Origin of the sequence: Rhodococcus sp. WY5 (assembly GCF_018588185.1) — a bacterium.
Taxonomy (GTDB): domain Bacteria; phylum Actinomycetota; class Actinomycetes; order Mycobacteriales; family Mycobacteriaceae; genus Rhodococcus_F; species Rhodococcus_F qingshengii.
Window position 1 is genome coordinate 2,809,137 of record NZ_JAAMPR010000001.1, and the last position, 13,659, is coordinate 2,822,795.

Below are 13,659 nucleotides of genomic sequence, written 5' to 3' on the forward strand. Positions count from 1 at the left end.
ACTTTAGTGGCACAAGCTGGAAACTTCCGCGTGAGTCTCGCTCGCGGGCAGACGGACGCGGCTCCGACGAGCATCATGGAACCCATGGACACATTCGAATTCATTCGATCAGTTCCCACCCAGTTGTTCGTCGGCGGTCGGTTCGTGCCCGCGGAGAACAACGCGACCTTCCCGGTGGCGGATCCGGCGACCGGGAAATCGTTGACCGATGTCGCCGATGCGAGCCCCGCGGACGCGCTGCGCGCTCTCGACGAAGCCGTGGCCGTCTCGTCGAAGTGGGCGAGCACACCTGCGCGCGAGCGTGGTGAAATCCTGCGAGCCGTCTTCGAGAAGATCACCGAGCGAGCGGAGGACGTGGCGCTGCTGATGACCCTCGAAATGGGCAAGGCACTCGCCGAAAGTCGCGCCGAGGTGAAGTACGGGGCTGAGTTCTTCCGGTGGTTCAGCGAGGAGGCCGTTCGCATCGGCGGGCGCTACACGCCGGCCCCGGCGGGCAACGGCCGGATCCTTGTCACCAAAGCGCCGGTCGGACCGTGTCTGGCCATCACTCCCTGGAATTTCCCGTTGGCGATGGGTACCCGCAAGATCGGCCCGGCGTTGGCCGCCGGCTGCACGATCATCGTCAAGCCCGCCTCGGAGACCCCGTTGACGATGTTGTTGCTTGCTCAGCTCATGGCCGAAGCCGGGTTGCCCGACGGAGTCCTCTCGGTGTTGCCGACGTCGAAATCCGGTGAAGTGACCGGCCCTCTCATCGACGACCCTCGACTGCGCAAGCTCACCTTCACCGGGTCCACCGGCGTCGGCAAGATGCTGGTGGAGAAGTCCGCGAAGCGATTGCTCCGCACGTCGATGGAATTGGGTGGCAACGCACCCTTCGTGGTGTTCGACGACGCGGACGTCGACAAGGCAGTCGAGGGCGCGGTACTGGCGAAGCTTCGCAACGGAGGCGAAGCATGCACCGCCGCCAACCGGTTCCACGTCGCCAACGCCGTGCGTGAAGAGTTCACGACCAAGCTGACCGAGAAGATGGCGACTTTCACGATGGGACCCGGTACCGACCCGGAGACGAAGCTCGGCCCGCTGATCAACCAGAACCAACTCGACACGGTCGCGGAGTTGGTTGCAGATGCGGTGGATGCCGGGGCGAAGGTGCGACTGGGCGGCGAAGCGCCGGGTGGTGAAGGGTACTTCTATCCAGCCACGGTGTTGGCAGACGTTCCGGCCAGCGCGCGGATTCTGAAAGAAGAGGTGTTCGGACCCGTCGCCGCGATCACCGGCTTCGACACCGAAGCCGAGGGAATCGCAGCCGCCAACGACACCGAGTTCGGACTGGCCGCGTACATCTTCACGAGGGATCTCGACCGTGCGCTTCGGGTTTCCGACGCACTGGAATCAGGAATGATCGGCGTCAACCGCGGAGTGATCTCGGACGCGGCAGCGCCGTTCGGTGGCGTGAAGGAATCCGGATTCGGCCGCGAGGGCGGGACCGAGGGGATCGAGGAATACCTGAACACGAAGTACATCGCGCTCGAGAGCTGATACACACGCGAACGGCCACATCGGGACTGCCAGAGGCATCCGATGTGGCCGTTCGCAAGTGAACAGGTCGTGCGCTAGTGGCCCAGGCGTCCGCGGCCCAGGCGCAGGAGCAGCATCGCGAGGGTGTGGCCTTCCTGGCCCAGCTCGTTGAATCGTTCGAGGACCTTCATCTCGCGGCTGTGCACCAGACGCGGACCACCCGATGCCATCCGGGTACGGCCGATGATCTGGGAGACCTCGGAGCGGCGTTTGATGGCCGCGAGGATCTCGGCGTCGAGACGGTCGATTTCTTTCCGTAGTTCGTCGATCTCCGCCTCACTCTGGGGGATCTCGACGTCTGTCGGAGCAGTTTTTACAGTATCGACAGTATTTCCATGGGGGGCTGCAGCCTGGGTGCTCATTGCTATTCGTCTCCTCTTCCTACTGCGTGGATCGTGGTCTCGGCTCGGGTCGTTACCGATCCAGGCACACTGACGAAAATGCCCCGGATCCGATTCGGACCAGGGGCGGGTGAGCTGTTCAGATCACGTGCACCGAGGTCCGGGGCACGTAAAGTAACGCCACAGCGGGCCGACGGGGTCGGCCGTGTTGTCGCGAACGGAAATGCTGAACATAGCGTCCAGTTTGCCATGCTCGACACAGGTAATCCAAGTGCCTCTACCAGCAGGTGGACGCACTGACGACCGTGTCGGTGGACGCCGGTAGCGTGGACAGGCGATGAACACGTACCCAGCACTCGGTGAGCACGACGGACATTCCCAGCACGACGGGGGCGGCGCGCGGGGACACGACGCGGGTTCGGACGCCCTCCTCGAGGGTCTCAACCCGCAACAGCGCGAGGCCGTGGTCCATGCCGGTTCGCCGTTGCTGATAGTCGCGGGAGCCGGCTCGGGCAAGACTGCAGTGCTGACGCGTCGCATCGCCTATCTGTTGGCCGAACGGGGTGTCACCCCCGGTCAGATCCTGGCCATCACGTTCACCAACAAGGCTGCGGCCGAGATGCGCGAGCGTGTGGCAGCTCTTGTCGGACCGCGTGCCAACGCCATGTGGGTATCGACGTTCCACTCCAGTTGCGTGCGGATCCTGCGAGCACAGGCGGCGCTCCTGCCCGGTTTGAACTCGAATTTCTCGATCTACGATTCCGACGATTCGCGTCGACTGCTGACGATGATCTCGAAGGACCTCGAGCTCGACACCAAACGATTCTCCGCGCGGCTTCTCGCCACTCACATCTCCAACCTGAAGAACGAACTCGTCGGACCGGAAGAGGCGGTTGTCGCAGCCGATCAGGATCCGGCCGAACTTCCGCGACTGATCGCCAAGGTCTACGGCCACTACCAACAGCGGCTGCGTGCGGCGAACGCACTCGACTTCGACGATCTCATCGGTGAGACCGTCGCGCTTCTTCAGGCGTTTCCACAGATCGCCGAGTACTACCGCCGCCGCTTCCGTCACGTGCTCGTCGACGAGTACCAGGACACCAACCACGCGCAATACATGCTTGTGCGTGAACTGGTCGGTGGAGCCGGCGAGTCCGACCACGCCGTTGCCCCGGCCGAACTGTGCGTCGTCGGTGACGCCGATCAGTCGATCTACGCGTTCCGCGGAGCCACTATCCGCAACATCGAAGAGTTCGAACGCGACTACCCGGATGCTCGGACCATCCTTCTCGAACAGAACTACCGTTCGACGCAGAACATTCTGTCTGCGGCCAACTCCGTGATTTCCAAGAACACCGGCCGACGAGAAAAGCGTCTGTGGACCGATTCGGGTGAAGGCGAACTGATCGTCGGCTACGTTGCAGACAACGAGCACGACGAAGCATCGTTTGTCGCCTCGGAGATCGATCGGCTGGTGGACCAGGGCGAGACCAAGTTCGCCGACATCGCGGTGTTCTACCGGACCAACAACTCCTCGCGCGCGCTCGAGGAGATCTTCATTCGACTCGGAGTGCCGTACAAGGTGGTCGGCGGCGTTCGCTTCTACGAGCGCAAGGAAGTTCGGGACATCGTCGCGTATCTGCGCGTCCTCGCCAACGAGGACGACACCGTGAGCCTGCGACGCATTCTCAACACGCCCCGACGCGGTATCGGTGATCGAGCCGAAGCCTGCGTCGCCGTGCACTCCGAGCATCGCAACATCAGCTTCGCCGCCGCTCTCCGTGACGGCGCGGAAGGCAAAGTGGCGCTGCTCAATACGCGGTCACAGAAGGCCATCGCGTCGTTCCTCGAGATGATGGACGGGCTGCGGGCCCTGCTACCGACAGCGGCCGCCGACGAGGACGAACCGTTCGAGCTCGGTGACATCGGTGAGGTTGCCGAGGCGGTGCTCGAGCGCACCGGCTACCGCGCCGAGCTTGCGGCGAGCAGCGATCCGCAGGATGGCGCGCGACTCGACAACTTGAACGAACTCGTCAGCGTGGCAAGGGAATTCAGTTCCGACGCGCGAAACGCGGCCGGGCTGATCGATCCGGACGACGAGGAAACCGCAGCAATGCGTGAAGGTGAACCCGATCCGGGTTCGCTTGCCGCCTTCCTCGAACGGGTATCGCTTGTCGCCGACGCCGATCAACTGCCGGACTCCGACGACGGCGTCGTGACCATGATGACGCTTCACACCGCCAAGGGCCTCGAGTTCCCGGTCGTCTTCGTCACCGGTTGGGAGGACGGGCAGTTCCCGCACATGCGCGCCCTCGGCGATCCGGCGGAGCTGTCAGAAGAGCGTCGACTTGCTTACGTCGGCATCACCCGTGCCAGGCAGCGCCTGTACCTGACGCGCGCGATCATGCGTTCGGCGTGGGGGCAACCGATCCAGAACCCGGCGTCGCGGTTCATCCAGGAGATCCCGGAGGACCTGATCAACTGGCGCCGTGAGGATCCGGGCACCGGTGGCGGATTCGGAAGCGGCAGGCCGGGTTACGGCAGCGGAAGCCGCTACGGCAGCCAGGGCGGCCAGGGATACGGCGGCGGGCAGAACTACGGGGGAGGGTCCGGCAAGGCCGCGTCGACTCCCAGTTTCGGTGCCGCGCGTGGCCGCAACAACGTTCTGGTCCTCGCCACGGGTGACCGCGTCAGTCACGACAAGTACGGTCTGGGCACCGTGTTGGAAACCAAGGGCACTGGCCCCACCGCGACGGTCACCATCGACTTCGGTAGCGCGGGCAAGGTGCGGTTGATGCTCATCGGCGGTGTGCCGATGGTCAAGCTGTAGAAGACAGGCAAAAACTTCCGGCCCGTACCTGGAAAGGTGCGGGCCGGAAGTTTTTCATCAGAAGCGTTGGGCTTGCGATCAGTCCTGCTCGACGCCGAGGCTGATGCCGCGTGAGGCGAGCCAGGGGAGGGGATCGATCTTGTTCTCGCCGGCGAGATGAACCTCGAAGTGAAGGTGAGGGCCGGTGGAGAAGCCGCGGTTGCCGACAGTGGCGATCTGGTCTCCGGCCATGACCTGCTGACCGACCGTGACGGTGGACGTGTCGATGTGGCCGTAGACGGTGATCGTTCCGTCTGCGTGCTGTAGGCGTACCCACATGCCGAACCCGGAAGCCGGACCTGAATCGATGACCTTGCCGTCGGCGACGGCGACGATGGGCGTCCCGATCGGGGCGGCGATGTCGACGCCGGCGTGCAGGGTGCCCCAGCGGGTGCCGAAGTTGGACGTGAACGTGCCCACTGCCGGCAGGACGAACAGCGGGCGACGGGCAGCGGCTTCGCGTGCTGCGCGCTCGTCACTGAAACGCTGGCCCTTGGCAAGCAGGTTGCTGAACTGGGAGAGGTCGGTCGGCGCTGCGACGTTGAGGACCTGCGGAGCGTCGGCCTCGGTGGTGGCTGCCGTGGAGGTGGCCGGAGCGAACTGAGCGGCCTGCGGTTCTGCGGTGGTACCGATCGCGGAGGACTCGTTGGCGAGTGCAACTTCCGAGTGGTCGGCGGCAGAAGAGGAACCGTCGTTGACAACTGCCTGGCCCGCGGCGACAACCGCGCCGGCTGCAACTGCCAGAACGGCGGCGCGGCCCTTGAGAGCGGAGGGAGGGGTGGGGAGTCGGTGAGCACCGCTGCGGCGAACCGGAGATTCGACATCGACTGTCGGTGCGGAGGTGGCGTAAGTGGGGGTGCTGATCACGTCGGACTCGACGAACTCGTGAGAGTCGGAATCTGACGACGTGGAGGATGAATTTCGAGTGAACATATCGGTAGAGATCTCAGAACTTTTGGTCTCGGTGTAACGCCTGGCCGAGTGCGTTGGATAAGTGGTCGTGACCTCGTCTGGAGCTGAGTTCGAGAACCTACTAGCGGTGAACTGGCTGCGGTGATGCATATGCCGGTTCTCTCCTCGAGTTCGTGATCAGCCCGTGACTTAGACCGACTGACGGTAACGAAATGATTGCGATGGGCGCAAGCCGTAGCGGAAACCTGTCCGATTATGTGACGTGCCTCACAGCTTGACCTGGGAATATGCCGATCCGGGCAAAACGGACGAATCATCTCGTTTCGTGATCACGCGTGTCACAACCGGATCACCGGTCCATTCAGGCACTACCGTCGATCGAGTGTCCACAACACCTGGAACTACGTCGCAGGCGCGTATCGACGACCCCGGAGTGAAGTCCGGGGCGCCACTCGCGGCGGTAATCGGACTGCTCGGTGCCGTCGGAGTGGCAGCCAGTCCCGTCGTCGGAGTCGGGAGTGGCCGCGGGGTCGACACGACGGGGGCTCTTGCTTCTGCCGCTCTCTTCGCTGCCGTCTGCACGATCGTCGTGCCGCTGGTTGCGGTGCTCACCTCGGGGCGCAGGCCCGCCTTCGCAGGTGGACTCCTGGCAGGTATCGGCGCGGTGTCCCTCGGCGCGGCGATCCTCGACGTTCAGTTGTTCGTCGACGCAATCGATGCAAACCGCTTGGACCTTTTCCGTCCGATTTCGGCGGGTTCGATCGATGCGGGTCCGGGCGCTTATCTCGCGCTCGCGGGCCACGGACTTCTTGTGGTGTCCGGTGTCCTCGGCTTCATGGTCGTCCATCGTGAATCGGAGCGGGACGGATACGGCAGCGCTCGCGCCGCGGAATTCGACGGGCGATCGGTTGGCGGGCGGATCGGCGGATGGCCGACTGCGCTGCTGATTCTGGCCGCGGTGGTGTTCGTGCTCTCCCTGTTCGGTCCTTCCTTCAGTTCGCAGGATCCGATCTTTCTGGTCAAACCGCTCGTCGACTCGGCGGCGGCCACCGCCGTCGGTACGGGATTGGTCGGCGTCGCGGTACTCGTTGCGGTCGCGGCGGCATTGACGTCCATCTCGCTACCGGTGGGCTGCGGCGCCCTGATCGGTGTCGGTCTCGGCGCACTCGCAGTCAGTGGAACCAGGGTGATGGCTGGGTTCGCGGCCGGCGATCGGATCGGCGTCGGTTCGGGATCGGTGGTCGGGGCACTGGCCGCTGTGGTCATCGCCGTGATCGGAGTTTCAGCTCCCTACCTCGCTTCCAGGCGTGAAACAGATGCGATTCCCGCTGAAAGTGTGGTTCGCGCACCCGCGAAGACGACAAAGGGTGCGCTGAAAGCGGCGATGGTGGCTCAGTCCCGGGCGGCGAAAGCGCGGGTGAACAGACTTCACCGCGTTGCCGGTATCGGCGCAGTTGTCACCGCAGCAGTGGCAGCCCTGGGGGTGGCACTTCCGGTCCTGTCGTTGCCGGAGAACATCCCCGAACCGTCCATGCTTTCGTCTCGAGTTGTCTTGCTCGCGGCTGCTGTACTGCTGGTCGCCGGTCTGGGCCTGTTCGCCCCGGGCCGCGCCGCGGTGGTGCGGCCGGCCGTCGGCGTGTTGTGGACCACGGTCGTGATGGGAGTCGCCGCTGTCATGCAGTCGGCTGTCATCGCCACGGACGTACCGGGCGTCGGGTTGGGGGCCGGTGCCTTCGTGCTCTGCGGCGCGGCTTTCCTCGCTGCGGCGACGGGACTGCTCGTCTGGCTGGCGGGAAGCGCCGAGCGTGAGGATGTCGACACGTCGGTAGGTGGCGGTTCGAGAGGGCTGGTGCTTCTCGTCGGTGGGATCGGCGCCGTCGCTGTCCTGATCGGAACCGCGCTTCCCCTCTATCAGGGCGACGCCTATACGGCGGCCTCAGTTCTGGAGTGGCCGTGGGGAATTGACGTCTGGGGTCAGCTGCTCGTCGGCGTCACCGTCGTGATCGCCGCTGTGATCGCAGCGTCCGCGCGGCCGTCGCGGGGCGCGGCATTGCTGATCGGATCTGCCGTGGCAGCTCTGGTGTATGTGGGTGAGTGGCCACTCACGTCATCGCGCATATCGGACGCAACCGTGGGGGTGGGTGCGATCACAGCGGCCACGGGCATAGTGTTGCTTCTCGTTGCAGCGTTCTCGAGCGCAAGAATCAGTGAGACTGATGCTTGACAAATTCGGTGTGGCCACCTTGCCGAATCGGTGAGGCGTGCCTCATCGGGCAATTGCGCGTGACTTGGGCCACATAGCATCAATGCGGGCGCAAACCGAACGCGGCAACTGGTTAAAGTCCAGAACAGACCCGCTCCTACCCCTCGAGCGGGTGACAACGCAGACGAGACGGTGAGCAGATGGATCTCTTCGAATACCAGGCGAAGGAACTCTTCGCCAAGCACGGAGTGCCGACTTCGGCTGGACGTGTTACAGACACAGTCGCCGGCGCACGCGAGATTGCCGAAGAAATCGGTAAGCCCGTGATGGTGAAGGCACAGGTCAAGGTAGGCGGCCGCGGCAAGGCCGGTGGCGTCAAGTACTCGCCCGACGTGGATGCCGCAGTGGCAAACGCCGAGGCAATCCTGGGCCTGGACATCAAGGGCCATGTCGTCAAGAAGCTGCTGGTCGCAGAGGCAAGTGACATTGCCGAGGAGTACTACATCTCCTTCCTGCTCGACCGCACCAACCGCACCTACCTGGCCATGTGCTCGGTAGAGGGTGGCGTCGAGATCGAGGTCACCGCCGAGGAGAACCCCGACGCTCTCGCCAAGATCCCCGTCGACGCAGTCAAGGGCGTCGACCTCGCGTTCGCGCGCAGCATCGCCGAGGCAGGAAAGCTGCCCGCAGAGGTGCTCGACGCAGCGGCCGTGACGATCCAGAAGCTGTGGGAGGTCTTCATCGGCGAAGACGCACTCCTCGTCGAGGTCAACCCCCTCGTTCGTACGCCTGACGATCAGATCCTCGCCCTCGACGGCAAGGTCACCCTCGACGAGAACGCAGCGTTCCGTCAGCCCGGCCACGAGGCATTCGAGGATCGCGACGCTACCGATCCCCTCGAGCTCAAGGCCAAGGAAAACGACCTCAACTACGTCAAGCTCGACGGTGAGGTCGGAATCATCGGCAACGGCGCAGGCCTGGTCATGTCCACCCTGGACGTCGTCGCATACGCCGGCGAGAACCACGGTGGCGTCAAGCCCGCCAACTTCCTCGACATCGGCGGCGGAGCTTCCGCTGCAGTCATGGCTGCCGGCCTGGATGTCATCCTCAACGATGCACAGGTCAAGAGCGTGTTCGTCAACGTCTTCGGCGGCATCACCGCGTGTGACGCAGTTGCCAACGGCATCGTCGGCGCACTGAAGACCCTGGGTGACGAGGCCAACAAGCCGCTCGTCGTTCGCCTGGACGGAAACAACGTCGAAGAGGGTCGTCGCATCCTCGCCGAGGCCAACCACCCGCTGGTCACGGTCGTCGCAACCATGGACGAGGCCGCCGACAAGGCCGCCGAACTCGCTCACGCAGCGAAGTAAGGGACTCACAGAACAATGGCAATCTTCCTCACCAAGGATTCAAAGGTCATCGTCCAGGGCATCACCGGCGGCGAGGGCACCAAGCACACCGCTCTGATGCTCAAGGCCGGCACCCAGGTCGTCGGCGGCGTCAACGCTCGCAAGGCCGGCACCACGGTCTCGCACGTTGCTGCTGACGGTTCCCCTGTCGAGCTCCCCGTCTTCGCGACGGTCGAAGAGGCAATCAAGGAGACCGGCGCAGACGTCTCCATCGCATTCGTTCCCCCGGCCTTCTCGAAGGACGCCATCGTCGAGGCCATCGACGCGGAGATCCCGCTCCTCGTGGTCATCACCGAGGGCATCCCGGTTCAGGACTCCGCTTACGCTTGGGCGTACAACGAGTCCAAGGGCAAGAAGACGCGCATCATCGGACCGAACTGCCCCGGCATCATCACCCCGGGTGAGGCCCTCGTCGGCATCACGCCCGCCAACATTGCAGGCACCGGCCCCATCGGCCTGGTCTCCAAGTCGGGCACCCTGACCTACCAGATGATGTACGAACTCCGTGACTTCGGCTTCTCCACCGCCATCGGCATCGGCGGCGACCCGGTCATCGGAACCACCCACATCGACGCCATCGAGGCGTTCGAGAAGGATCCCGAGACCAAGGTCATCGTGATGATCGGTGAAATCGGTGGCGACGCGGAAGAGCGTGCAGCCGATTACATCAAGGCCAACGTCACCAAGCCGGTCGTCGGCTACGTGGCAGGCTTCACCGCTCCCGAAGGCAAGACCATGGGCCACGCCGGCGCCATCGTCTCCGGTTCCTCGGGTACGGCTCAGGCCAAGCAGGAAGCTCTCGAAGCTGCAGGCGTGAAGGTCGGCAAGACGCCGTCCGCCACCGCTGCTCTCGCTCGCGAGATTCTTCAGTCCCTGTAAGGGGCTTCGCCCCCGTGCGTGGTTAGGGAGTCTCCGGACTCCTTAACCACGCACAGTGGTATCGACCCACATCGACCCGGCAGGTTCCAACTGCCCGGCACCGGATGTGATGGATGCGACGATCGAATCGAGATCGTCGGCGTCACCGGCGGCGAGCGTCATCACCGCCTTCGATCCATACGTAGTTCCGAGCACCGAGACGCCCCGCGCTCTCAGCTCCGCTTCCACCCGACCGGCCTCTGAGTGCCGGATCGCCAAAGTGCGCAGGACCTTTCTCTCCCTGGCCACAAGCTCGGCCGAATCGAGAGCCACCGAGACCGCTCCCGAATACGCGCGGACCAATCCACCGGCGCCGAGCTTGATTCCGCCGAAATAGCGCGTGACGACAACAATCACATCGACCAGATCTCGAGACTTGAGAACCTGAAGCATCGGTACCCCGGCAGTGCCGCCCGGTTCACCGTCGTCGTGTGCACGTTCGACGCGTGAGTTCGCCTCGTATCCGATCACGAAAGCCGAACAATGATGGCGCGCATCGGGATACAGCGATTTCTGCTCCGCGACGAACTCCGTGGCGGCTTCGGCGTCGTCTACTCGGTGAAGCGCGGCGATGAATCGTGAGTGCTTCACCTCGGTTTCGACGACGTGGTCGGCGCCGGGCGCGAGGGTGAAGGGCATCTGCCCATTGTCTCCTGTCGGTGTTAGCGTGCGAAGTCGAGACACATACGCTGGTAACCATCGAAGACCGTCTACGAGGAGAAGTCATGACGTTCACGCCGCAAGGGCCCAGCTTCGGGCCACCGAATCAGCCGGCAGCGGGCGGTGGAACCAAGAATCTCGGATTCATCCTGCTCATCGCCGTCGCGGCACTCGGCCTGATCAATTTCCTGCTCGGTTTTGCGCCCTTCACGTCGATCAGTGGAAGCAGCAGCGGCATCGGTAGCGGCCTGGATACCAGTTCGAGTTTCTTCGAATCGAGCATCTACGGCCTCGGATTCGTTTTCGCCGGCGGTGTGGTCGCAGGCGTCTCGTTGCTCCCGAAGCAGTCGTATGCAGGCATTGCCGCAGCGCTCACCCTCACGGGTTTCTTCGCTTTGGTGTTCGCCGCGTTCTCCGTCGGTACCAGCGACTACGTCGACATCAGCCTCGGTTGGGGCCTGATCATCGTGCTGATCCTCTCGTTCGTGCAGACCGTCGTCGCAGTCGCCGCGTTGTTGTTCGAGATCGGAATCCTGAAGGCGCCCGCGCCCCGACCGGTAGCTCAGCAGTACGGTCAGCAGCAGCCTTACGGCCAGGCGCCGGGGCAGGCGCCAGGTCAGCCACAGGGATACGGACAGGCTCAGTACGGCCAGCCTCAGCAGGCTCAGCAGCCGGGCCAGTACCAGCAGAATCCGCAGTACGGGCAGGCGCAGCAGCAGGGATACGGGGGAGCGCACGCCGCCCCCACAGACCCGACCGCTTCGCAGCCGCCTTACGGCCAGACTGCGTCTCCCTACGGGCAGAACCCGGTGCAAAATCCCGGACAGACCGACTCGTCGGCCGCGACGACGTCGTCTTACTATCCGCTGACCTCTCAGCCCGGTGGCCAGCCGAACCCGAGTTACTCGTCGGATCAGTTCACCGCTCCACGCGGTTACGGCCAGCCGTACAACCAGCAGCAGACTGGCTCGACCGAGCAGCCGACGGGCTTCGAGCCGCCCACTTTCGAAGCGCCGACGCCGTCTGCGGAACCTGACCAGGGCAGCAGCGATTCCGCGGCCGAGACCAAGGTCTTCGGCTCGCAGAACCCCGACGAGCGTCAGCAGTAGTACTTCTTCGTTTCACGAACATGAATGTGGCCTCCGACCCGCTGCGGGTGGAGGCCACATTCCGTGAGCCCGACGGCGCGCCTGAGTGCGCGGCGCACTGTCGAGTGAAACCCTCGAGGGGATGAGTTCTTTGATTGATGGCACCCGGTCCCGTCCCACGTCCTCACGACCCGGACGTGGTCGTACTGGCAGCGGCCGCGTCGGCGGCGGTCGCCCGGGACCGAACCCGGACCTGGCGCGCAAGCTGCTGACCGTCGCCTTCCGACCGTCGGGCCTGACGATGCTGCTGATCGCGGCTGTCGTCGTGGTCACTTTGGTATCGGCGAGCAGCGACCTGACCGGAACCTTCGGCGCCATTGCCACCACCTGGTTGGTCATCCACCAGGTGCCGGCGACTATCAGCGGCGTCCAACTCGGTGTACTGCCACTGCTTCCAACGGCGGTCATGATGTGGGTGGTCGCACGCCGATGCGCGTCGACTGCGGTGCACACCGACTCCCGTGACGACACCCTCCGCCTGGTGGGGGCGGCAGTAGCCGGGCCGTTGACTATCACGGCAATCGCTCTCGCCGTTGTCGCCGACGCCTCCGCGGCAATTCCGCTGTCGAGCCCCAACACGTTGGCCGCTTTCGGCTGGGTCGCCGGGATTCACCTGATCGCCGCGTCCGTCGGTGTTGCTGCTGCGCACTGGGATCGCGTCGTCGCCGAGATTCCGCCGTGGGCATCTGCCGCTGTTCGTCCGGCCGCGGCCGCGTCGGCAGCGCTGCTGGCTGCGGGCGCCGTGGCCGTCGTGGTGTCACTACTCGTGTCGTGGTCGACGGTCGGTGACCTACTCGCACGCGGCAACGGGTTTGTCGGCGTACTGGGATTGACGGTGTTGTCGCTGCTCTACCTGCCGAACCTCGTGGTCGGTGCAGCCGCGGTGATGACGGGATCGACGGCCGATTTCGGAAACGTCTCCATCAGCGTGTTCGGCAACATCGGTGGAGATCTGCCACCCTTGCCCCTTCTCGGAGCGGTTCCGGAAGGCGTCGCCGGCGGAATCTGGCCGGTGCTGTTGATCGTTCCGGCTGCGGTGGGTGTGATGCTCGGCCGCGATTGCGCTCGACGCATCGCCGGGCAGGACAGTGTGCTCGCAGTGCTGACGGCAGCTGCCGGTGCCGGCGTCGTCATGGCTCTGCTTGCCCTTGCTGCGGGGGGAGACCTCGGGCAGTTCGGCACCGTCGAGGTCCTGTGGTGGGGCTTCGGTCTTCTGACTTTTGCGTGGCTGGGATTGTTCGGAACCGTCTCGGCGCTGTTCGCGATGTGGTTCTCACACCGCGGACACATGAAGGACGAGGTTGCGCCGCCGACGGCTGAACCGGCTCGAGCATCCGAGCCCGAACTTGCGATCACGGCCGCGGCCACAACGGATGGCGAGGACGACGAAAACGCCGACGAAGTGCTCGCCCAGGAATCTGCGGTGGTAGTGACCAAGGTCGTCGAAGCCGAAATTGTCGAAGAATCAGGCGAACCCGTGCAGGTAGTGACAGAGGAAACCGTCGAGATCGAAGTAGTCGACGCGGAGGTTGTCGCGGCACCCGAGGCGGACCCCACAGCCGGGGCCGAGCCGGAGACCGACCTGCCCTCGAAGCCGCAGGAGTCCAGCGACTAGGCTGTC

At 64.4% G+C, this 13,659-nt stretch carries 10 protein-coding genes; 7 read left to right on the forward strand and 3 right to left on the reverse strand.

Annotation, left to right across the window (positions count from 1 at the left end):
• Positions 1–84: 84 nt before the first annotated feature.
• Positions 85–1,539: an NAD-dependent succinate-semialdehyde dehydrogenase gene (locus tag G4D79_RS13195; RefSeq protein WP_007727613.1), complete on the forward strand. Its 1,455-nt coding sequence runs from the start codon at positions 85–87 to the stop codon at positions 1,537–1,539.
• A gap of 74 nt (positions 1,540–1,613) precedes the next feature.
• Here G4D79_RS13195 and G4D79_RS13200 read toward each other — a convergent pair whose 3' ends face one another.
• Complete coding sequence (locus G4D79_RS13200; RefSeq protein ID WP_003946362.1) at positions 1,614–1,940, reverse strand: chorismate mutase; 327 nt, start codon at positions 1,938–1,940, stop codon at positions 1,614–1,616.
• 316 nt (positions 1,941–2,256) lie between these two features.
• Here G4D79_RS13200 and pcrA point away from each other — a divergent pair, with 316 nt between their 5' ends.
• Positions 2,257–4,749 (forward strand): DNA helicase PcrA, encoded by a 2,493-nt coding sequence (pcrA, locus tag G4D79_RS13205; protein WP_003946394.1) that lies wholly within the window; start codon positions 2,257–2,259, stop codon positions 4,747–4,749.
• 78 nt (positions 4,750–4,827) lie between these two features.
• On the opposite strand, the gene G4D79_RS13210 is transcribed toward pcrA, so the two are convergent.
• Positions 4,828–5,850 (reverse strand): M23 family metallopeptidase, encoded by a 1,023-nt coding sequence (locus G4D79_RS13210; protein ID WP_054828357.1) that lies wholly within the window; start codon positions 5,848–5,850, stop codon positions 4,828–4,830.
• Positions 5,851–6,082: 232 nt separating this feature from the next.
• On the opposite strand from G4D79_RS13210, the gene G4D79_RS13215 reads away from it, so the two are divergent.
• The 3 genes from G4D79_RS13215 (at position 6,083) to sucD (ending at position 10,191) form a co-directional block, all read left to right on the forward strand.
• On the forward strand, positions 6,083–7,924 hold the full coding sequence (locus G4D79_RS13215; protein ID WP_235867893.1) for a hypothetical protein: 1,842 nt from the start codon (positions 6,083–6,085) through the stop codon (positions 7,922–7,924).
• Positions 7,925–8,103: 179 nt separating this feature from the next.
• On the forward strand, positions 8,104–9,273 hold the full coding sequence (sucC, locus tag G4D79_RS13220) for an ADP-forming succinate--CoA ligase subunit beta (protein WP_003946426.1): 1,170 nt from the start codon (positions 8,104–8,106) through the stop codon (positions 9,271–9,273).
• 15 nt (positions 9,274–9,288) lie between these two features.
• Positions 9,289–10,191, forward strand: a complete 903-nt coding sequence (gene sucD / locus G4D79_RS13225) for a succinate--CoA ligase subunit alpha (RefSeq protein ID WP_003946432.1) — start codon at positions 9,289–9,291, stop codon at positions 10,189–10,191.
• A 42-nt stretch (positions 10,192–10,233) separates the two neighbouring features.
• Here the strand turns inward: sucD and G4D79_RS13230 are convergent, their stop codons facing one another.
• On the reverse strand, positions 10,234–10,869 hold the full coding sequence (locus G4D79_RS13230; protein ID WP_003946418.1) for a YigZ family protein: 636 nt from the start codon (positions 10,867–10,869) through the stop codon (positions 10,234–10,236).
• An 86-nt stretch (positions 10,870–10,955) separates the two neighbouring features.
• On the opposite strand from G4D79_RS13230, the gene G4D79_RS13235 reads away from it, so the two are divergent.
• Together G4D79_RS13235 and G4D79_RS13240 are read left to right on the forward strand one after the other, a co-directional pair.
• Complete coding sequence (locus tag G4D79_RS13235; protein ID WP_081558240.1) at positions 10,956–11,999, forward strand: DUF5336 domain-containing protein; 1,044 nt, start codon at positions 10,956–10,958, stop codon at positions 11,997–11,999.
• A 121-nt stretch (positions 12,000–12,120) separates the two neighbouring features.
• Positions 12,121–13,653 (forward strand): DUF6350 family protein, encoded by a 1,533-nt coding sequence (locus tag G4D79_RS13240; RefSeq protein WP_007727603.1) that lies wholly within the window; start codon positions 12,121–12,123, stop codon positions 13,651–13,653.
• Positions 13,654–13,659: the final 6 nt, after the last annotated feature.

Coding starts and splice junctions, on each gene's coding strand:
- G4D79_RS13195 (WP_007727613.1), top strand. CDS start 85: ATGGACACATTCGAATTCATTCGATCAGTTCCCACCCAGTTGTTCGTC.
- G4D79_RS13200 (WP_003946362.1), bottom strand. CDS start 1,940: ATGAGCACCCAGGCTGCAGCCCCCCATGGAAATACTGTCGATACTGTA.
- pcrA (WP_003946394.1), top strand. CDS start 2,257: ATGAACACGTACCCAGCACTCGGTGAGCACGACGGACATTCCCAGCAC.
- G4D79_RS13210 (WP_054828357.1), bottom strand. CDS start 5,850: ATGCATCACCGCAGCCAGTTCACCGCTAGTAGGTTCTCGAACTCAGCT.
- sucC (WP_003946426.1), top strand. CDS start 8,104: ATGGATCTCTTCGAATACCAGGCGAAGGAACTCTTCGCCAAGCACGGA.
- sucD (WP_003946432.1), top strand. CDS start 9,289: ATGGCAATCTTCCTCACCAAGGATTCAAAGGTCATCGTCCAGGGCATC.
- G4D79_RS13230 (WP_003946418.1), bottom strand. CDS start 10,869: ATGCCCTTCACCCTCGCGCCCGGCGCCGACCACGTCGTCGAAACCGAG.
- G4D79_RS13235 (WP_081558240.1), top strand. CDS start 10,956: ATGACGTTCACGCCGCAAGGGCCCAGCTTCGGGCCACCGAATCAGCCG.
- G4D79_RS13240 (WP_007727603.1), top strand. CDS start 12,121: ATGAGTTCTTTGATTGATGGCACCCGGTCCCGTCCCACGTCCTCACGA.